The organism is Qipengyuania sp. ASV99, from assembly GCF_047872805.1.
In the GTDB taxonomy this organism is placed as follows: domain Bacteria; phylum Pseudomonadota; class Alphaproteobacteria; order Sphingomonadales; family Sphingomonadaceae; genus Erythrobacter.
In genome coordinates this window covers 206334-223663 of record NZ_JBLQUK010000001.1, presented here as the reverse complement: position 1 = coordinate 223663, position 17330 = coordinate 206334, and the positions used below count along the sequence as shown (strand labels likewise).

At 57.7% G+C, this 17330-nt stretch carries 20 protein-coding genes; 8 read left to right on the top strand and 12 right to left on the bottom strand.

Going from position 1 to position 17330, the window contains the following annotated elements; all coding sequences use genetic code 11:
* Window positions 1-88: 88 nt before the first annotated feature.
* From ACM64M_RS01120 to ACM64M_RS01085, 8 genes are all read right to left on the bottom strand, one after another.
* Window positions 89-862, bottom strand: coding sequence for a molecular chaperone (locus tag ACM64M_RS01120; protein ID WP_416226797.1), 774 nt, complete (start codon window positions 860-862; stop codon window positions 89-91).
* A 282-nt stretch (window positions 863-1144) separates the two neighbouring features.
* Window positions 1145-1672 (bottom strand): DUF4402 domain-containing protein, encoded by a 528-nt coding sequence (locus tag ACM64M_RS01115; protein ID WP_416226796.1) that lies wholly within the window; start codon window positions 1670-1672, stop codon window positions 1145-1147.
* A 241-nt stretch (window positions 1673-1913) separates the two neighbouring features.
* Window positions 1914-2816, bottom strand: a complete 903-nt coding sequence (locus ACM64M_RS01110; protein WP_416227337.1) for a ParB/RepB/Spo0J family partition protein — start codon at window positions 2814-2816, stop codon at window positions 1914-1916.
* 92 nt (window positions 2817-2908) lie between these two features.
* Window positions 2909-3685 (bottom strand): ParA family protein, encoded by a 777-nt coding sequence (locus ACM64M_RS01105; RefSeq protein ID WP_416226795.1) that lies wholly within the window; start codon window positions 3683-3685, stop codon window positions 2909-2911.
* Window positions 3686-3745: 60 nt separating this feature from the next.
* On the bottom strand, window positions 3746-4387 hold the full coding sequence (gene rsmG, locus ACM64M_RS01100; RefSeq protein WP_416226794.1) for a 16S rRNA (guanine(527)-N(7))-methyltransferase RsmG: 642 nt from the start codon (window positions 4385-4387) through the stop codon (window positions 3746-3748).
* The gene (gene mnmG / locus ACM64M_RS01095) at window positions 4384-6237 is read right to left on the bottom strand and encodes a tRNA uridine-5-carboxymethylaminomethyl(34) synthesis enzyme MnmG (RefSeq protein ID WP_416226793.1); all 1854 of its coding nucleotides are present in this window, start codon (window positions 6235-6237) and stop codon (window positions 4384-4386) included. Before mnmG ends, rsmG begins: the two co-directional genes overlap by 4 nt.
* A gap of 76 nt (window positions 6238-6313) precedes the next feature.
* Entirely contained in the window at window positions 6314-7600 is a 1287-nt protein-coding gene (gene mnmE, locus ACM64M_RS01090; protein ID WP_416226792.1) for a tRNA uridine-5-carboxymethylaminomethyl(34) synthesis GTPase MnmE, read from the bottom strand.
* Between the two features lie 32 nt (window positions 7601-7632).
* Entirely contained in the window at window positions 7633-7923 is a 291-nt protein-coding gene (locus ACM64M_RS01085) for a DUF6489 family protein (RefSeq protein WP_416226791.1), read from the bottom strand.
* A 98-nt stretch (window positions 7924-8021) separates the two neighbouring features.
* On the opposite strand from ACM64M_RS01085, the gene ACM64M_RS01080 reads away from it, so the two are divergent.
* Both ACM64M_RS01080 and ACM64M_RS01075 read left to right on the top strand, forming a co-directional pair.
* On the top strand, window positions 8022-8720 hold the full coding sequence (locus tag ACM64M_RS01080) for a dienelactone hydrolase family protein (protein ID WP_416226790.1): 699 nt from the start codon (window positions 8022-8024) through the stop codon (window positions 8718-8720).
* A gap of 4 nt (window positions 8721-8724) precedes the next feature.
* Window positions 8725-9132 carry a nuclear transport factor 2 family protein gene (locus ACM64M_RS01075; protein ID WP_416226789.1) on the top strand — a complete coding sequence of 136 codons (408 nt, stop codon included), beginning with the start codon at window positions 8725-8727 and terminating at the stop codon, window positions 9130-9132.
* Window positions 9133-9138: 6 nt separating this feature from the next.
* On the opposite strand, the gene ACM64M_RS01070 is transcribed toward ACM64M_RS01075, so the two are convergent.
* The 4 genes from ACM64M_RS01070 to hemE all read right to left on the bottom strand — a co-directional run bounded on the left by ACM64M_RS01070 (window position 9139) and on the right by hemE (window position 12579).
* Window positions 9139-9531: a BLUF domain-containing protein gene (locus ACM64M_RS01070; RefSeq protein ID WP_416226788.1), complete on the bottom strand. Its 393-nt coding sequence runs from the start codon at window positions 9529-9531 to the stop codon at window positions 9139-9141.
* A gap of 30 nt (window positions 9532-9561) precedes the next feature.
* Entirely contained in the window at window positions 9562-10827 is a 1266-nt protein-coding gene (gene rho, locus ACM64M_RS01065; protein WP_416227336.1) for a transcription termination factor Rho, read from the bottom strand.
* A 256-nt stretch (window positions 10828-11083) separates the two neighbouring features.
* The gene (locus tag ACM64M_RS01060; RefSeq protein ID WP_416226787.1) at window positions 11084-11530 is read right to left on the bottom strand and encodes a CopD family protein; all 447 of its coding nucleotides are present in this window, start codon (window positions 11528-11530) and stop codon (window positions 11084-11086) included.
* A gap of 32 nt (window positions 11531-11562) precedes the next feature.
* The gene (gene hemE, locus ACM64M_RS01055) at window positions 11563-12579 is read right to left on the bottom strand and encodes a uroporphyrinogen decarboxylase (RefSeq protein ID WP_416226786.1); all 1017 of its coding nucleotides are present in this window, start codon (window positions 12577-12579) and stop codon (window positions 11563-11565) included.
* A gap of 338 nt (window positions 12580-12917) precedes the next feature.
* Here hemE and ACM64M_RS01050 point away from each other — a divergent pair, with 338 nt between their 5' ends.
* From ACM64M_RS01050 to hpf, 6 genes are read left to right on the top strand one after another with little or no spacing between them, the layout of a single operon-like run.
* Window positions 12918-13763, top strand: a complete 846-nt coding sequence (locus tag ACM64M_RS01050; RefSeq protein WP_416226785.1) for a pyruvate, water dikinase regulatory protein — start codon at window positions 12918-12920, stop codon at window positions 13761-13763.
* Complete coding sequence (locus tag ACM64M_RS01045) at window positions 13760-14368, top strand: Maf family protein (RefSeq protein ID WP_416226784.1); 609 nt, start codon at window positions 13760-13762, stop codon at window positions 14366-14368. The genes ACM64M_RS01050 and ACM64M_RS01045 overlap by 4 nt, the downstream gene beginning before the upstream one ends.
* Window positions 14365-15219: a shikimate dehydrogenase family protein gene (locus ACM64M_RS01040; RefSeq protein WP_416226783.1), complete on the top strand. Its 855-nt coding sequence runs from the start codon at window positions 14365-14367 to the stop codon at window positions 15217-15219. The genes ACM64M_RS01045 and ACM64M_RS01040 overlap by 4 nt, the downstream gene beginning before the upstream one ends.
* The gene (gene coaE / locus ACM64M_RS01035; RefSeq protein WP_416226782.1) at window positions 15216-15812 is read left to right on the top strand and encodes a dephospho-CoA kinase; all 597 of its coding nucleotides are present in this window, start codon (window positions 15216-15218) and stop codon (window positions 15810-15812) included. The genes ACM64M_RS01040 and coaE overlap by 4 nt, the downstream gene beginning before the upstream one ends.
* A gap of 60 nt (window positions 15813-15872) precedes the next feature.
* On the top strand, window positions 15873-16586 hold the full coding sequence (gene dnaQ, locus ACM64M_RS01030; RefSeq protein WP_416226781.1) for a DNA polymerase III subunit epsilon: 714 nt from the start codon (window positions 15873-15875) through the stop codon (window positions 16584-16586).
* 34 nt (window positions 16587-16620) lie between these two features.
* The gene (gene hpf / locus ACM64M_RS01025) at window positions 16621-17181 is read left to right on the top strand and encodes a ribosome hibernation-promoting factor, HPF/YfiA family (protein ID WP_416226780.1); all 561 of its coding nucleotides are present in this window, start codon (window positions 16621-16623) and stop codon (window positions 17179-17181) included.
* Window positions 17182-17330: the final 149 nt, after the last annotated feature.

Here is a 17330-nt window from a genome sequence, read left to right as displayed (position 1 = left end):
GAGGCTCGCAGCAGCGCCTAATGTTGTTTGGCGAAAAGCGTACATGATCGAAGATTCCGGCAGTCATCCTGCCAGGTCGGTCGGCGCCCTAGCCGACGAAACTGTCCACAGCGGCTAGCAAGGCGCCGCCGGCTTCGGGGTCTTCGCGATATTCGATGCGGATCTGGCCCGTGAAGCTGGCCGCCTGTTCAGGGGTCAGCAGCACCCGAACCTGACGCTCGCTAAGCTCAGGGTAGACCGCAAGGCCGCGCAGGAGCACTATTGGCTCTTCAACCCCGGGTTTGGTCACTTTCAAGGTGCCATAGGTTGAACTGGCCCCAGCCCGGCTGATAGTCATCGCGAGTTCAGGGCCATCTTCACCCTGAACAATGCTCGGCTGGCTTATCGCAACCTGCGCTTCGACCCTGCCATGGCGCACGATGATGGGGATGGTAACACCGTAGATCGGTATGAGCTGGATCGACACGCCTTCGGCGGGCGTATCAGTGGCCGTCACCGCGCGCGGGCGCGGGATCGCCTTGAACGACATATGGACGCGGTATTCACCGTCTTCGAGATCGGCGCCAGGGCGGGCTGCAAGGCGCACTGCCTGCGGTTGACCGGGAGGCAGTGTGATGCGACGCGGGGCATAACGGATCATGTCCAAGGCAGCCGTCTCTGCAGCATTGGCATCGGCCGCTTCGACCGGGACGAGCCGGCCATTTTCGAGCATGCGGCGCAGTTCGAGGCCAATCCGGTACGTCGCCTCTTCGGAGCCAATATTGCTCAGGATGACTTCGGTGCCGCGCGATCCATCGAGAATGATTCGTGTCGGCGCGACCAGCAAATCGCCCTGCGCCGCAACCGGGGTCGCCAATGCCAATGTGGAGGCGGCAAACAGGGCTACGCTTCGACTGGCAAATTTTCCGAAGGGATTGAACGACATCGCTTGACTGACTCCCGTGGTGGGAACAGCGGATTCTCGTCGGCTGCCCCAAGTAGTTTCACGAGGTTTGGTAAGCGATTAAGGTTAAAAAGGATTAAACCTTTGCCCCGATTGAGGGCAATTCGGTTACGCGCCAACAGCAGAAAGCCGCACCCTTGGGGGAAGGGTGCGGCTCAAACTGCTTAAGCGAAGCTGCGCGGTACAGCGCGGGGATTAAGATCAGGAATATTCGACCGAAACGTCGAACGTGCCTTCGAAAACGCCAGCGGTCTCGCTGCCGTCGAGTGTGATCGATCCGCCCACGTCAAAGGTCGCTTCGCCGGTGCCATCAAGCGTAACCGAACCACTGGTTGCGGTGAAGGCGTCCAGTACGATCACGTCCGCAGCATCCGTGGCAACGCCGCCAACACGGACAAGATCAACGCTCGAAGTTGCCGATGGCAGGTTAACCGTCACATCTTTGTTGGCGGTGCCTTCGACTGTGAAACCAGCTACCGAAGTTGTGCCCGAGCAAATAATATTGGCGGCGGTGCAATCAAGCGTGCCGTCAGCAGCGAGCGTAACTGCGCCTGCGCCGCTTACAACCATCGCACCGAAATCGAGGCCGGTGTCATTGGTCAGCACGAGAGCGTCGAGAATTTCTGCGGTTGCATCGGCGGTGGCCGTGTCAGCGTGAGCAACCGAGCTCATTCCCAGTGCGGCGAACATAGCGGCGCCTGCTACTCCAAGGCGAATGGTCTTTTTCATATTTTGGTCCTTTTCAAGCGTGGTCATTCCCGTTGCACGCACGATCAGGTAGCTGTTGCGAATCGCCCCGTTTGATCATGCTTGCCAAACGGGACCCGGCCCGTTCGCATGACCCAAGTAGGATTACGGAGTTCAGTCTTTGTTTTTGAGTATGGTTAACAAGCCAGCAATCTCTTGAGCTGAAACTCGAGTAATTCCAGGGATACTGCGGTTGGCGGGCAGTTTGTTCGGGTAAACGGCCTTAAATATCTCCGCCAGTCAGGCGCTGACAGACCAGATCCAATTGATCGAGAGTGCGGTATTTGATCGTGATTTCGCCTGATCGCGGGTCTGAATCGGCCTTGATTCGCACAGCCAGACCCAGAAATTCTTCCAGATGCCGCTGGACGGCGACAATATCGGCGTTTTCTGCTGACGGGCTGAAATTCTGGTTCGATGATCCCTTTGGCCCACCCTCGGAATTCAATTTCTTCGACATCTGGCGAACCAGCTTCTCAATCTCTCGGACAGAAAGGCTGTCATTAGCCGCACGCCGCGCAAGGCTCGTAGCGTCTTCCTGGCCAATCAGGGCCCGCGCATGCCCCATCGACAGGCGCCCGGCCTCCACCAGATCGAGCACAGCCTCCGGCAACGCCAGCAACCTTTGCATATTGGCGACATGGCTGCGCGATTTTTCGACCATTCGGGCGATTTCTGCCTGCGTCATCCCCTCATCTTCGGAAAGTCGGTGGTACGCCCGTGCTTCCTCAACGGGGTTGAGATCCTCGCGTTGGAGGTTTTCGATCAAGGCCAGCGCCATGACCTCTCGGTCATCAAGTTCCCGAACCAGCGCCGGGATCTCATGCAAGCGGGCCTTTTGAGCCGCGCGCCAACGGCGCTCACCCGCCACCAGCTGATACTTTCCCGCGCCGCGGGGACGGACGATAATTGGCTGAATCACCCCGCGCTGAGAAATCGAAGCGGCCAATTCATCGAGTGCGGATTCGTCAAAATGCTTGCGCGGATTGCCAGGCAGCGGTTCAATCGCCGAAACCGGCAACGATTTGAGCAGCGAATCCGAAGCATCATCCGTGCCGTCGAGGGCAGACGATTTGCCACCCTTGTCGCTGCGCACGAGTGGCTCTTCGCGCTGAGTTTCGCCCATCAGCGCTCCTAACCCCTTGCCGAGCTTTTTCTTTCGGTCTGCCTGACTGCGCGGCGGCACGGAAAAGCGGATCGGATCGGAAGTATTCTGGCTCACGCAGCTTGCCTTTCAGGAGGAAATCGGGAGATCAATTCACGCGCCAGTGCAATATAGGCGCGGCTGCCGACGCAGGAATGATCGTAAACCAGTGCGGGAAGGCCGTGGCTGGGCGCCTCGGACAGGCGCACATTGCGAGGAATAACGGTTTCGAACACCAGCTTACCTAGACAATCGCGCACATCATCGGACACCTGATCGGTCAGCCGGTTGCGGCGATCATACATGGTAAGCGCGATCCCAATGATGTCGAGCGCCGGGTTGAAGCGTTGCTGAACCCGCTCAACTGTTTGTAAAAGTTGGCTAAGTCCTTCCAACGCAAAGAACTCACACTGCAGCGGCACCAGCAAAGTATCAGCCGCACACAGCGCGTTGAGGGTCAACAGGCCGAGCGACGGTGGGCAATCGATAAAGCAAATCTCATGCCCGCCGTGATTGGCGAGCGCGGTCCGCAGACGCGCGGTGCGCTCTTCGACAGAAACCAGCTCCACCTCCGCTCCGCTCAAATCGACCGTCGCCGGCACAATGTCGAGGCCAGGAATAGTGGTTTCGATCACGGCATCGCTAAGCGCAACCTGATCGACCAACAAATCGTAGCTTGAAACCGCGCGAGAACCTGCATCCACACCCAGCCCGGTCGACGCATTACCTTGAGGGTCGAGGTCGATCAGCAACGTGCGCCATCCAGTCGCCGCCATCGCGGTGGCCATATTGATCGCAGTGGTCGTTTTCCCCACTCCACCCTTTTGATTGGCAATGGCAATTGTCAGCATGGCGTGTTTCCCGTGTTGCCCCAAATTGGGGCGCTTGGTGCTTTTGGCACATTATGTGGATCATCGGCTCACGATGATTCCCGCCTCCGGATCGGTCAAGGAGTGTTTCACGTGAAACATTTTGCGAATCGCAGGCGCTGCCTGAGACAATTCGTGCGCCGCCGAGCGACCCTTGGGCAAGAGATAACGAGTCTCGCTTGTGGAGAAGGGTGCGGATAAAGCGATCAACCTATCCAGTGGGGCAAAGGCCCGTGCCGAAATGACCCGTGCGGGAAAAGGCTCCACCCGCTCAATCCTCTGCGCAAGGATAGTGCAATTGTCGAGCCCGAGTTCGCCCACGCAATCTTCCAAGAACCCCGCTCGCCGCGATCGGGATTCCACCATAATGACATTGATCTGCGGACAAAGAATCGCGATTACCATCCCGGGGAGTCCAGGCCCCGAGCCTAGATCGAGCCATGGTCCTGGTCTGCGGTGAACATATGTTTCACGTGAAACATGTTCGAGCAATTGTGCGCTGTCGGCGAGGTGACGGACCCAGAGATGCTCTTCGGACGCCGAGCTGATTAGATTCTGCTTCTGATTTTCGCAAAGGAGCAATTCCGCATAGCGATCGAGCCGCAAGTTCGCCTTTGTGTCGGCCCAGGCTTTGACATAGCTGCGCGCCTCGTCCTCTCCCGATATCCCCTGAAAGACGCTCACGCTGCACGCTGCCAGCGGCGGGCATGAACCAGCAGCGCCGAAAGCGCTGCGGGAGTGATGCCGGGGATACGGCCGGCCGCAGCGAGACTGGTTGGGGCTGCCGCCGAGAGCCGCTCGACCATTTCATTGGAAAGGCCGGGGACATCTGAATAGGGAAAATCGGGCGTCAGCGGCAATTCCTCGCTCGCCCGGAGATCGCGCAATTCCGCCTCTTGCCGTGCCAGATACGGGGCATAGGCAGCGTCTTCGGCCATTTCCTCAATCAATTGCGGGTCCGCCGCCGGTTGTTCTCTGACCAATGAGCTTAGTGCGGCCAGAGTGACGCCTTCATGCCGCAACCACTCGGCCACACTCTTCGCACCGCTGTCTCGCCTTACTTTGAATCCAAGATCCGCAATGTCCTTGCCCCGTACCTGCTGCGCAAACAGACCCATAAGCGACGCTCTGGCGCTCTCACGCGCTTCAAACCACAGCTTCCGCGGAGTTCCAATGCAGCCAGCCTCCAGGCCCAAGGGTGTGAGCCGAGTGGAGGCATTGTTGGCACGCAGACGCAGGCGGTATTCCGCCCGGGATGTCAGCATCCGATACGGCTCACTTACCCCTTGCAAAGTAAGATCGTCGATCATCACCGCGATATAGGAATTGGCCCTGTCGAGCGCCGGCCCCTGTTTGTCCAGCGCAGCGCAGGCGGCTTCCAAACCTGCCACAAGACCCTGCGCAGCGGCTTCCTCATAGCCAGTCGTCCCGTTAATCTGCCCCGCGCAATAGAGACCAGGAATTGCCCGCAATTGCAGGTCGGGTTTCAATGCGCGCGGATCGATATGGTCATACTCCACCGCATAGCCCGGCACGGCCATTTCGACTTGGCCCAAACCCGGCATCGCACGCAGCATGGCAAGCTGCACATCGACCGGCAGTGAGGTGCTGATCCCATTGGGGTAAACAAGATGCGTCGTCAGGCCCTCAGGCTCAAGAAACACCTGGTGCCCGTCCCGATCGCCAAACCGGTGGATCTTATCCTCAATCGACGGGCAATAGCGGGGCCCGGCGGCATCAATTGCTCCTGTAAACAGCGGCGATCGATGCAAGTTGGCGCGGATAACATCGTGTGCTGCCTGTGTGGTGCGCGTAATGCCGCAAAAGACCTGCGGGTTTCGGCGTGCCGGCGTGAGCGGCGACATGGTCCAGTTTTCGTCATCGGAAAACTGTTCTTCCAATTGTGACCAATCAATCGTCCGCCCATCCAGCCGCGGCGGCGTTCCGGTTTTGAGCCGAGCCATTGGCAACTCGGCTGCACGCAATTGTTGCGCCAGTCGGTGGGCCGCATTTTCGCCAATCCGTCCGCCTTCAAATCGCTCTTTACCGCGAAAGAGCACGCCGCCGAGGAAGGTTCCGGTGCATAGCACCACGCGCTCTGCCGAAATCGCGGTGCCATCAGACAATTCAAGGCCCGCCACCGCGCCGGATCGTAAGGTTAGCGCGGCGGCCTCCCCTTCGATCAGGCACAGGTTTTCCTGCACGCGCACAATTTCCTGAACGGCAGCCTTGAACAGCACCCGATCTGCCTGAACGCGCGGTCCCCACACTGCGCTTCCTTTGGACCGGTTGAGCATGCGGTAATGGATTGCGCCTGCGTCAGCCGCGCGCGCAATCACGCCGTCCAGCGCATCAACCTCGCGCACCAGATGGCCCTTGCCCAAGCCGCCAATTGCCGGATTGCAGCTCATCGCACCGATTGCTTTCAGGTCGAAACTGACCAGACCGGTGCGCGCGCCCATCCGAGCAGCGGCGCAGGCCGCTTCGACACCGGCATGGCCGCCGCCAACAACAAGGACATCAAAAGAACGCATGGTGCGCCAGATAGGGCCTCTGCAGCGGCGCGTCAAAGCTGTTTCACGTGAAACAATAGTCACGAGATAACCCCGATCACTTGCCTATGCAAAATCTGCCGAACAACGAATCAAGCATGTCTTCTGTGGTTGCGCGGCCAATCAGTCGATCGAACGCCAAGCGCACCCGGCGCAGTTCCTCGCCAATCAGCAGCAGGTCGGTCTGCCCCATTGCCGCATCGAGTCCCGCTCGCGCCTCACTCAGGCGCAGCGATTGGCGCGCATTCAGGGCGGCGTCGCCCGGCTTTGGCATTGCAACACGCGCCGCGCCAACCAAGTCGTGAAGGAGACCCTGGAGTCCCTCCCCGGTCACGGCCGAAACACGGTGACGCGGAGCATCCTTCGGCAAGCAATCCTCCGTGTCGATCCGAGCAGAGATTTCCCAGCCACTTGGTGGACCTACCCCTTCGTTACCAAGCCAGAGAATCACATCGGCCTTTGAAAATTCCCCCAAAGCGCGTTCAATCCCGATCGCTTCAATGGATTCAGCACCCTGATCACGCAGACCGGCCGTGTCGACAAAAGTGAAGGGTACCCCCATTATCCCCACAGAACGTTCAATCACATCACGCGTCGTGCCCGGAATGGGTGAGGTGATGGCCGCCTCACTTTCTACTAAAACGTTGAAGAGAGTAGATTTTCCAGAATTCGGTGGTCCTGCCAAAACCACTCTGAAGCCTTCCCTGAGCTTGTCACTTCGTGGCCGGTCAAGGAACGTCGCAATTTCTCGCGCCAGGTACTCAATGTTCCACGTGAAACTTTCGGGCAACTGCCCCACATCATCCTCGTCCGAAAAATCGAGTAAAGCCTCTAACTGCGCTGACAATTCGAGAAGTGCGGTGCGCCATTGCTCGACCTTACCTGAAAGCACACCTGTCGCATTGGCAACCGCTGCTGCGCGCTGCAATTCCGTCTCCGCTGCCAGCAGATCAGCAAGACCTTCGGCCTCTGCCAAATCAATGCACCCGTTGGCAAAGGCCCTGCGGGTAAACTCCCCTGCCTCAGCCGGGCGTAGGCCATCGCAGGCTGCAAGAGCCGCACAGACCGCGCCAAGAACTGCCCTGCCGCCGTGGCAATGCAGCTCCGCGCAATCTTCGCCTGTCGCCGAGGATGGGCCGGGGAACCACAGCACCAATGCCTCATCGAGCGTTTCACCCGATGCGCCGCGCAATTTGGCAACAGTGGCGTGGCGCGGGACAAAATCCCTTCCGGCGAGCTGTTGCAAGGATCGTCCTGCGGCCGGTCCGCTGATCCGGATAACACCGATTGCCGCTGGTGCAGCGCCGCTCGACACGGCAAAAATTGTTGACGATTCTGAAAGCATGGCGAGCAGCTACCCTCAAACCCCGCCGTTACTCAATCGTTGGTCCCATCGTTCGGCGCAGGCTTCGAGCTGCCTTTTGGAGAAGCAGCACCTGCGGCAGACCGCATTCCGCTTTCCATAAAACTTTGGAACAATTTCATACCGACCTGCCCCATTGGCGCCAGCGCCTGAGCGTATTCCTGCAATTGATCGGGGCTGCTGACGCCCTTCATGGCTTTGGCTATATTTTCGACATAGATGCTGTTCGCCGGACTCACGTCGGGAAGCCCCATAAAGCTCCGAGCCTCCTCGGGGGTGCACTCAATTTCAATATTGATCTTCATGGCGTACGCTCCTGTCTCTCTATCCATTTGGGCTTGGCAAGCGGGCAAGGCAATAGTTAGGACTGCGCGCGACCACACAATGCAAGCGAGGTGCCCTGATGTCCCTAAACACTGCAATCCCAACTCTTGAAGGTGATGCCCAATTCGGCGCTTATGTCGCGCGTAGCAAAGGCCCGCTTAAAGGGGCAATTGTTGTCATTCAGGAAATCTTCGGCGTGAACGACGGCATCCGCCAAAAATGCGACAAGTTCGCCGCTGAGGGGTATATTGCCATCGCACCGGACCTGTTCTGGCGCTTAAAGCCCGGAATCGAGCTCGACCCGGATGTTGAGCCTGAGTTTCATCAAGCACTTGATTGGATGGGGAAGTTCAACCAGGACGCGGGGATCCGAGACATTCAAGCAACTATCAACCACGTGCGAGCCGCCGAAGGCACAAGCAAGGTGGGATGCGTTGGATACTGCCTTGGTGGCCGGCTTGCATTCATGACCGCAGCGCGCACCGATATCGATGCAAGCGTTGGCTATTATGGAGTCGGGATCGACGGCTTGCTCGAAGAAAAGCAAGCGATCGCCAACCCGGTGTTACTCCACATTCCCACAAAGGACGGTTTTGTCGGGCCGGAAACACAGGCTGCCATGCACGCCGGACTGGACGATCACCCCAAAGTAACCCTTTACGATTACGAGGGCCTAAATCACGGTTTCGCAACCGAAATTGGTAATCGCCGAGACGAAGCTGCGGCCAGTCTTGCCGATGGCAGAACTTCAGCGTTCTTCGCTAGGCATCTGGGCTAAAACAATGGACAGCCACACCGCGCTAGATCGCTGGCACGAAGTTGCCGCACATGGCAGCAAGCCAGACGACCTTGCTGCAATCATTCACGAAGACGCGGTGTTTCACTCCCCGGTGGTCCATACTCCGCAAGTGGGTAAGCCCATAGTGGTCGCCTACCTCTCCGCAGCAGGCCAGACACTCGGCAACAAATCATTTCGCTATGTCGGTGAAGTCGTCGGCGATCACCGGGTTGTGCTTGAATTCGAAACCGAAATCGACAGTGTCCAGATCAACGGGATCGACATGATCACCTTCGATCAAGACGGATTGATCACGGAATTCAAGGTGATGGTGCGGCCCCTAAAGGCGATCAACAAGGTTTGGGAGATGATGGCCGCACAGCTCGAACGTCAAAAAGCGGTGCCCGGCTGATCGAAATCAATTCAGAACTGCGAAATTGAGAATCATTTTTCGCACATCCTTATCAAGACCTTCGGGGAGATCCTGTTCCAGCAACTGCTTACGATTGGCGATACTTTCGGAGATTATCACGCGCTTCATCGCCCATTGCGGGCAGGTGCGATCTTCAATCCTGGAATTGTGGAGCACGGAGACGCCGTTGTGCCGCGGGTCGTTGCTGATACGGGACATCAATGCGTCGAGCGCCTCGGCTTCACCTTCAAGCAGCTGAAGGAAATTGCGACCGTTATAGAGCAACAAACCGGTGAAGCCGCGCGCAGGATTATTGCGGGCGCTGGTCGCCAGAATCGCATCCATTTCGTCACGCGACAAATTTGGTGCGGTGCTGATGTAAAGATACTGGCTGAGCATTCGCGCCCCTCCCCTTGATGAGCCGGTTCTCTACTGATTCATCGTGTCAAAGAAATCTTCGTTGGTCTTGGAATCCTTCATTTTATCCAGCAGGAATTCCATCGCATCTATGGTGCCCATCTGCATCAGGATGCGGCGCAGGACCCACATTTTGGAAAGCTTGTCCTTCTCGACCAACAATTCCTCCTTGCGGGTGCCAGACTTGCCGACATCGAGAGCCGGGAAGATGCGCTTGTCCGAAACCTTGCGGTCGAGCACGATCTCCGAGTTACCGGTGCCTTTGAACTCCTCAAAGATCACCTCGTCCATGCGGCTGCCAGTGTCGATCAACGCAGTGGCGATGATCGACAGCGATCCGCCCTCCTCGATGTTGCGAGCAGCACCGAAAAAGCGCTTCGGCCGCTGGAGCGCATTCGCATCGACACCGCCGGTAAGCACCTTGCCCGAACTTGGCACGACAGTGTTGTATGCCCGGCCGAGGCGCGTGATGGAATCAAGCAGGATGACAACGTCATGCTTGTGTTCAACCAGTCGCTTGGCCTTTTCGATAACCATTTCCGCAACTTGGACGTGGCGGTTAGCGGGTTCATCAAAGGTTGAAGATATCACTTCACCCTTCACACTGCGCTGCATATCGGTGACTTCTTCAGGCCGCTCATCGACCAGCAGCACCAGCAAGAACACCTCAGGGTGGTTGTCGGTGATTGCCTTGGCAATGTTCTGCAGCAGCACCGTCTTACCCGTGCGCGGCGGCGCCACGATCAGGGCACGCTGACCTTTGCCCTGCGGCGAGATGATGTCGATCACCCGCGCGGACTTGTCCTTCACTGTGGGGTCAAGCGTATCCAACGACAGCTTCTCATCGGGGTAAAGCGGTGTCAGATTGTCAAAATTGGTGCGCATCCGCACCGCATCAGGGTCTTCGAAATTCACCGTGCTCAGCGTCGTCAGAGCAAAATAGCGTTCCTCACCCCTCGGTGCACGAATTTCTCCCTCTACGGTGTCGCCGGTGCGCAGCCCCCATTTGCGGATCTGGTTGGGAGAGACGTAAATATCATCTGGCCCAGCCAGATAATTCGCTTCCGGGGAACGCAAAAAGCCAAAGCCATCCTGCAGCACCTCAATGGTGCCGATCCCCATAATCTTCTCTTCGTATTCCTCATCCTCGGCAAGTTCGCGCAGGATGCTGAACAAAAGATCCTGACGCCGCATGGTCGAGGCTCCCTCAACGCCGAGCTCTTCCGCCATAGCGACCAATTCAGCCGGGGTCCGTGCTTTCAAGTCTTTGAGATGCATGGGTAAAATAATCCAGAACGAGAGATGGGTGATGAGGGTGGCTCCCCGAAAAAGGGAGCCCGTTAGACGCAGGCAGGCCGAACAATTATCGTTCCGCCAAATAAAAATACTTATCGAGACGGCAAGGTACTGGGCTTGGAGAAAGCAGACCCGGCTCCGCAAATACCGCAGGGCCAATGCCGATCAGAGTTGCAAATTATGCTTTGCGCGCAGCAAGGTCAATCAGCGATTGCAAAAATAGGACCGCGAATTTGCCTTAGAATGGCCTGACATAGACCAGCACCGCGATCACCACGAGCAGCAGACCGGGCACTTCACCGATCAGACGCAGCGCCTTTTCGGTGAGCGGTCGCTCGCCTCTCGCCATCTTTTTCGTCTGCGCCACCAACCAGCCATGATAGCCGCTTAGCACGATCACCAGCATCAGTTTAGCATGCAACCAGCCTGCACCGCGAAATGCGTCCAGCGCATAGGCAAGTGTCAGTCCCAACACCCAGACAATTATCAGACTGGGCGTCAGGATAATCTTGCGCAGCTTGCCCATCCGCTCGGCCCATTTGGCTTCGCCTTCAGAACCCGCTGCGTGATCCAGCATGTAAATGCACTGCCGCGGCAACATGAAGAGCCCCGCCAGCCAGAACACCATGAAGACCACATGGCCAACCTTTAGCCAGGGATAAATTGTCAGAAGAGTTTCTTGCATCAATATTCCCCGTTGCCATTAACCGCGCAATTTCACCCTCTGACAGCGCGGAGCAAAGCCTCGACATGATCGATCGGCGTAAACTGACCTATCCCATGGCCCAGATTGAAAACATGCGGCCGGTCCTCGAACGCCTCGATCACGGCCCTGATACGCTTCGGCAATGCAGGCCCGCCCGCCTCTAGCAAGAGCGGATCAAGGTTGCCCTGCACTGGCATGCCTTCAGGCAGAACCGCATGTGCCCATGCCGGATCAAGCGTTTCGTCCAGGCCAATTGCGTCGACGCCAGTTTCGCGGGAATAGGCGGCAAGCTTGGCACCCGCACCCTTGGGAAAACCGATCACCGGCGTATCCGGGTGCGATTGTTTAAGCGCCGCTGCAATTTTCGCATTGGGCGCGATAACCCAGCGTTCAAATTCATCGGGAGCAAGGCTGCCAGCCCAGCTGTCAAACAATTGCACCGCTTCTGCACCGGCATCGATCTGTCCGCGCAAATAGGTGATGGATACTTCGGAAATAGCATCGCAGATCGCCTGCATCCGCTGCGGATCACGGTAAGCGAGCAATCGCGCGGGGCCCTGATCCTTGGAGCCCTCGCCTGCGATCATGTAAGTCGCCACCGTCCAAGGAGAGCCTGCAAAGCCCAGCAATGTCACAGAATCGCTGATCATCTTGCGGGTTTGCCGCAAGGTTTCGTAGATCGGATCAAACCGTTCAAAGGACGCGGTGAAATCGGAAAGCTGCGCTTCGATCAACGTCGGGCTCAACTTTGGCCCTTCGCCTGCGAGAAATTCCAACCCCTGCCCCATCGCATGCGGAACGATCAAAATATCGGAAAACAGGATTGCCCCGTCAAAACCAAACCGGCGGATCGGTTGGACGGTAATCTCAGCCGCCGCCGCGCTGTCATAGACCAGCTCAAGGAAACCGCCCTTCTCGGCGCGCAATTCGCGATATTCGGGAAGATAGCGGCCCGCTTGACGCATCAGCCAAACGGGAGGAATATCTTGAGCGGAACCCTTCAGGGTGTCGAGCAATGGACCAGGCATGGCTTTCCTCTAAACAAATAAAGAATAATTATAAATGGGTTGTTGGAGTCTGTTGGCCCTGTGGATAGCGGGAATTCCCCGCCTGTGCCCATTCTTTCCCGGCGCGAGTGGATTTTTACAGTTGCGCGACTCCGTTTGAATCCGCCGTCAAGCGCGATCTATCCCCACTCTTCCCAGCCTGTCGACAACGGCGTTCTCCTGTCGAGAAGTAGCCAGAGAAAATCGGTGGCAGTGGGCAGCAAATTCTCTCCCGGACTTGTCGGCTGTTTCCTCCCGTGGTTTATGCCACACTTGTCCACACGCTCCGTTTCGATCACCGAGATTTTCCGAATCAGTCGATGAACCGTTTGAATCTTCACCTTGTATCGGATTCAACCGGTGAAACGCTGGAGATGATTGCCAAAGCGGCATTGGCGCAGTTCGATGACCCTATGGTGAGCCGCCATTTCTGGCCGATGGTGCGATCCCGCCAGCATCTTGACCGGATTGTACCCGATCTGGTGGAAAATCCGGGGCTTGTGCTGTTTACCCTCGTCAATCCGGAAACCCGGTCCCGGTTGGAGGAACATTGCCGGCAACTGGGTCTGCCTGCAGTGCCGGTGCTGGATCAGGTAACCGCAGCGCTGGAATCGCAATTGGGTCAGGAAGCGCATGGCCGGCCCGGTCGTCAACACGCAATGGATGCCGATTACTTCAAGCGCGTCGAAGCGATCCAGTACACAATCGCGCATGACGACGGCATTGCCTATGAAGATTGGGAAGAAGCCGACATTGTCCTTGCCGGGGTGTCGCGCAGCTCAAAAACCCCGACCAGCATCTATCTCGCCAATCGCGGCTATAAAGTCGCCAACATACCACTGGTCGTTGAAAGCCCGCCTCCTAAAGCGCTGTTCGGACTGCGCCACCCGCTGGTCGTTGGCCTTACAACTGCGCCCGAACGACTGGTGCAGATTCGCCGCAACCGCTTGCTGTCTCTGAATGAAGGCACGGAAACCTCCTATGTCGACAATGACAGGGTCAAAGCGGAGCTTCAGTTTGCTCGGCGGATGTTCGCTGACAATGGTTGGCCGGTGATTGATGTCACGCGCCGATCGATCGAGGAAAGTGCGGCAGCGATCATCCGGCTCGTGCAAGAGCGTGAGCGTCGTGACAGGTCGGTTGATGGAGTTTCAAAACCGATATGAGCGCAGAGCGCAACCCAACCCGCCTGATCCTTGCCTCAAAATCTGCTTCCCGCCGCGCGATGCTGGATGCCGCTGGCGTGAACTATGACGCCATGCCTGCTGATCTTGATGAACGGGCGGTCGAAGATAACTTGCGCGGCGCAACTCCGCCCGAAATCGCTGAGGCGTTAAGCGTCGCCAAGGCCGCAGCATTGGCGGTTCGATATCCTTCCGCGCTGGTGCTTGGCAGCGATTCACTGGTCGTGGTGGGTGGACGCCGGTTCGACAAGCCGGTGAACCGCGATGAAGCCGCTGAACATTTGCGGTTCTTTTCCGGAAAGGCGTTGGAACTCCACAGCGCTGCCGCCCTGGTCCGCGGAGAGGGCTGCGAATGGAGCCATGCCAGCGTTGCGCGATTGCTCGTGCGTGATTTGTCGGAGGATTTTATCGCGCATTATCTTGGCCTTGAATGGCCCGCGATCAGTCACACCGTCGGTGCTTTCCGGATCGAAGGTCCTGGGGTGCAATTGTTCGAGAGCATTGAAGGAGATCAGTTCACTGTGCTCGGGATGCCGTTGCTGCCGCTGCTCAGCGCGCTGCGCGAGCAAGGGGTGTTGATCGCATGAAACCCTATGCCGAGGTGATCGGTGATCCGATTGCACAGTCCAAATCGCCTGCGATCCACAACTTCTGGCTCGGCAGGCTTGGGATCGACGCCGAATATCGCGCCTGCAATGTTCAGGCTGACGAACTGGCTGATTACCTAGCCGCGCGCCGGACCGACCTCGCGTGGCGCGGATGCAATGTCACCATGCCGCACAAACAGGCGGTAATACCGTTGCTTTACAATGTCGAACCACTCGCCGAAGCGATCGGCGCGGTCAACACGGTCTATCCCGCGTTTGACCGCTCGCTCACCGGCACCAACACCGATGCGGCAGGCTTCCTTGAGCCATTGTCCGGCACACTTGGAAAAACGCACCTATTCCGAATGGCGCGAATTTTTGGAACCGGCGGTGCGGCGCGAGCGATCATCACCGCGCTGGCAAGCCAAGGATTCACGCTGGTGTTGGCGGGCCGCGATCCGGGAAAGGCACGCGCTTTGCTTGATGAGCTTGCACCGGAGGGGGAGCACCACGCGATTGATCTGGCGCATTTTGCAGAACCGACCGACTTTCCCTTTGACGACCGCGAATCTTGCCTCGACCTGGTGGTCAACGCCTCGTCATTGGGGATGCAAGGGCAGCCATTGTTAGCCTTTGACTGGAGCCACGCGCCGCCGCGCAGCATTGCCTATGATATTGTAACAGCTCCGCACGAGACACACTTCTTGCAGGCTGCGCGAGATCAGGGCCTGCACACTATAGACGGGCTTTCCATGCTGATCGGGCAGGCTGCGATAGCATTTGAGGTGTTCTTTGGTCAGCCAGCCCCACGCGAACACGATGATGAACTGCGCCGGATTCTGACAGCATGAGCGGCCAGCGCATAATCGGCCTCACCGGTTCTATCGGTATGGGCAAATCGACCGTTGCGGCAATGTTTGCGCGCGCCGGTGTCCCAGTCTTCGATGCCGATGCCGAAGTTCGCGCCATGCAGGGGTTGGGCGGAGAATTGAACGCCGCGATCGAGGCAGTGTTTCCCGGTTCTACCGGACCCGACGGGGTCGACCGCGAAGCGCTCGGCAAGATTGTCTTTGCCGATCCTGAAAAACTCGCCGCGCTCGAAGCGATTGTGCACCCGGCGGTGGGCGAGCGCCGCGCCCGCTTTCTTGCCAAGCATGCTTCTGCCCCATTGATCCTGTTCGATATCCCATTGCTGTTCGAACGCGGCGGACATGCAGCTGTTGATGTGATCGTTGTGGTTTCGGCCCCTGCAGATGTGCAGCGGGAGCGTGTGCTGGCCCGACCAGGCATGAGTGCGGAGAAATTTGAACACATTCTTGCCTTGCAAATTCCTGACGCGGAAAAACGTGAGCGGGCGGATTATATAATTGGCACTGGCACATCTTTGTCAGTGACGCAGGAACAGGTGGAACGGCTGATTGAGACGCTTTTATCCGATCGCTAGAACAGTGATACGCGCGCACCCCTCTTGCGCTAATGCGCGCATGGGTGAATAACCTGCGAAATGCGGGAAGTGATTTTCGACACGGAAACGACAGGCCTTGACCCCAAAACCGGGGACCGGATGGTAGAAATCGGGTGTGTCGAGATGATCGGACGGGTTGAAACCGGCCGGACATTTCACGCTTATTACAACCCCGAACGCGATATGCCTGCTGCCGCTGAGGCGGTGCATGGCTTGTCTGCGAAATTCTTGTCAAGCAAGCCGTTGTTTGCTGATACATTTGGCGAGTTGCTCGAATTTCTCGGCGATGCGCCATTGGTTGCGCACAATGCGGGGTTTGACTTCGGTTTTCTGAATGCTGAACTTACCCGGATTGGGCGTGTCCCGATTGCCATGGACCGGATGATCGACACCGTGGCAATTGCCCGGAAAAAGCACCCTGGTGCCAAGCTCTCACTCGATGCCCTTTGCTCGCGCTATGGCGTGGATCGAAGCCACCGTGTCAAGCACGGCGCGCTGCTCGACGCCGAACTGCTTGCTCAGGTCTATGTCGAATTGACGGGCGGACGCCAGATCGGTCTCGAACTTTCCGCCGAGGCTGTGCCCGCCAATCTTGACCCGGCGGAGGGCAAATCCTCAGACGGATATCCGTTCACCAGCGCAGCCGCGCCGGTTCGCAGCCGCGCTCCGCGTCTTCATAGCCCATCAGCCGAAGAGCTAGCGCGTCATGCAGAATTCGTGGCCGGAATTAACAACGCAGTATGGACACGGTGACCACTAGTTTCACATAGAAGGAGAACAGACGACGATGGACATCCGTATTTCGGGACATCAGGTCGACACCGGCGCCGCGCTGCAAGAGCACGCAGCTGATCGGCTCGGCGGAGCGGTTGAAAAATACTTCGACCGGGCGTTGTCGTCGCAAGTAACGTTTGGAAAATCCGGCAGCAGTTTTACCTGTGACATAGTCACGCATGTCACCCATGGAATGATCCTGAAAGCTCAGGGAATTGCCCATGATGCCCACCTTGCGCTCGACGATTCGGTTGCCAAGATCGAAAAGCAGCTGCGCCGCTACAAGCGGCGGCTGACCGATCATCATGAGCGTGCTTCACAAGTGCGGGCTGAAGAAGAGGCCGCTTACACCATCTTTGCAGTGGAAGAGCCCGAAGTTGAAGTTGTTTCCGATGCACCGCCGATCATCGCTGAAACCAGCATCGACGTGCCCGAGGGCAGCGTCGCGGATGCTGTGATGATGCTCGATCTGCGCAACACGCCTGCTTTGTTATTCAAAAATGCTGGCACTGGCAGGCATAATATGGTTTATCGCCGCGAAGACGGATCAATCGGATGGGTTGAACCGCGTTAGGACCGTAAAAACCTGACTACGGTAGGGAGCCGTAGAGCAACAAGGTGGGTCCCCCATGTATGACTGGACCCGTGCTGTCGCGCGCATTGCACCATCTGCGTTGTGTTGATTTTGGCTCACTTGACCGAGTATTGTCTCGCATGCTTGGG

Bases quoted from the DNA above. Each gene is read 5' to 3' on its own strand.
- ACM64M_RS01115 (WP_416226796.1), bottom strand. From the start codon at position 1,672: ATGAAAAAGACCATTCGCCTTGGAGTAGCAGGCGCCGCTATGTTCGCC.
- ACM64M_RS01110 (WP_416227337.1), bottom strand. From the start codon at position 2,816: ATGGGCGAAACTCAGCGCGAAGAGCCACTCGTGCGCAGCGACAAGGGT.
- ACM64M_RS01105 (WP_416226795.1), bottom strand. From the start codon at position 3,685: ATGCTGACAATTGCCATTGCCAATCAAAAGGGTGGAGTGGGGAAAACG.
- mnmG (WP_416226793.1), bottom strand. From the start codon at position 6,237: ATGCGTTCTTTTGATGTCCTTGTTGTTGGCGGCGGCCATGCCGGTGTC.
- mnmE (WP_416226792.1), bottom strand. From the start codon at position 7,600: ATGCTTTCAGAATCGTCAACAATTTTTGCCGTGTCGAGCGGCGCTGCA.
- ACM64M_RS01085 (WP_416226791.1), bottom strand. From the start codon at position 7,923: ATGAAGATCAATATTGAAATTGAGTGCACCCCCGAGGAGGCTCGGAGC.
- ACM64M_RS01080 (WP_416226790.1), top strand. From the start codon at position 8,022: ATGTCCCTAAACACTGCAATCCCAACTCTTGAAGGTGATGCCCAATTC.
- ACM64M_RS01075 (WP_416226789.1), top strand. From the start codon at position 8,725: ATGGACAGCCACACCGCGCTAGATCGCTGGCACGAAGTTGCCGCACAT.
- ACM64M_RS01070 (WP_416226788.1), bottom strand. From the start codon at position 9,531: ATGCTCAGCCAGTATCTTTACATCAGCACCGCACCAAATTTGTCGCGT.
- rho (WP_416227336.1), bottom strand. From the start codon at position 10,827: ATGCATCTCAAAGACTTGAAAGCACGGACCCCGGCTGAATTGGTCGCT.
- ACM64M_RS01060 (WP_416226787.1), bottom strand. From the start codon at position 11,530: ATGCAAGAAACTCTTCTGACAATTTATCCCTGGCTAAAGGTTGGCCAT.
- hemE (WP_416226786.1), bottom strand. From the start codon at position 12,579: ATGCCTGGTCCATTGCTCGACACCCTGAAGGGTTCCGCTCAAGATATT.
- ACM64M_RS01050 (WP_416226785.1), top strand. From the start codon at position 12,918: ATGAACCGTTTGAATCTTCACCTTGTATCGGATTCAACCGGTGAAACG.
- ACM64M_RS01045 (WP_416226784.1), top strand. From the start codon at position 13,760: ATGAGCGCAGAGCGCAACCCAACCCGCCTGATCCTTGCCTCAAAATCT.
- ACM64M_RS01040 (WP_416226783.1), top strand. From the start codon at position 14,365: ATGAAACCCTATGCCGAGGTGATCGGTGATCCGATTGCACAGTCCAAA.
- coaE (WP_416226782.1), top strand. From the start codon at position 15,216: ATGAGCGGCCAGCGCATAATCGGCCTCACCGGTTCTATCGGTATGGGC.
- dnaQ (WP_416226781.1), top strand. From the start codon at position 15,873: ATGCGGGAAGTGATTTTCGACACGGAAACGACAGGCCTTGACCCCAAA.
- hpf (WP_416226780.1), top strand. From the start codon at position 16,621: ATGGACATCCGTATTTCGGGACATCAGGTCGACACCGGCGCCGCGCTG.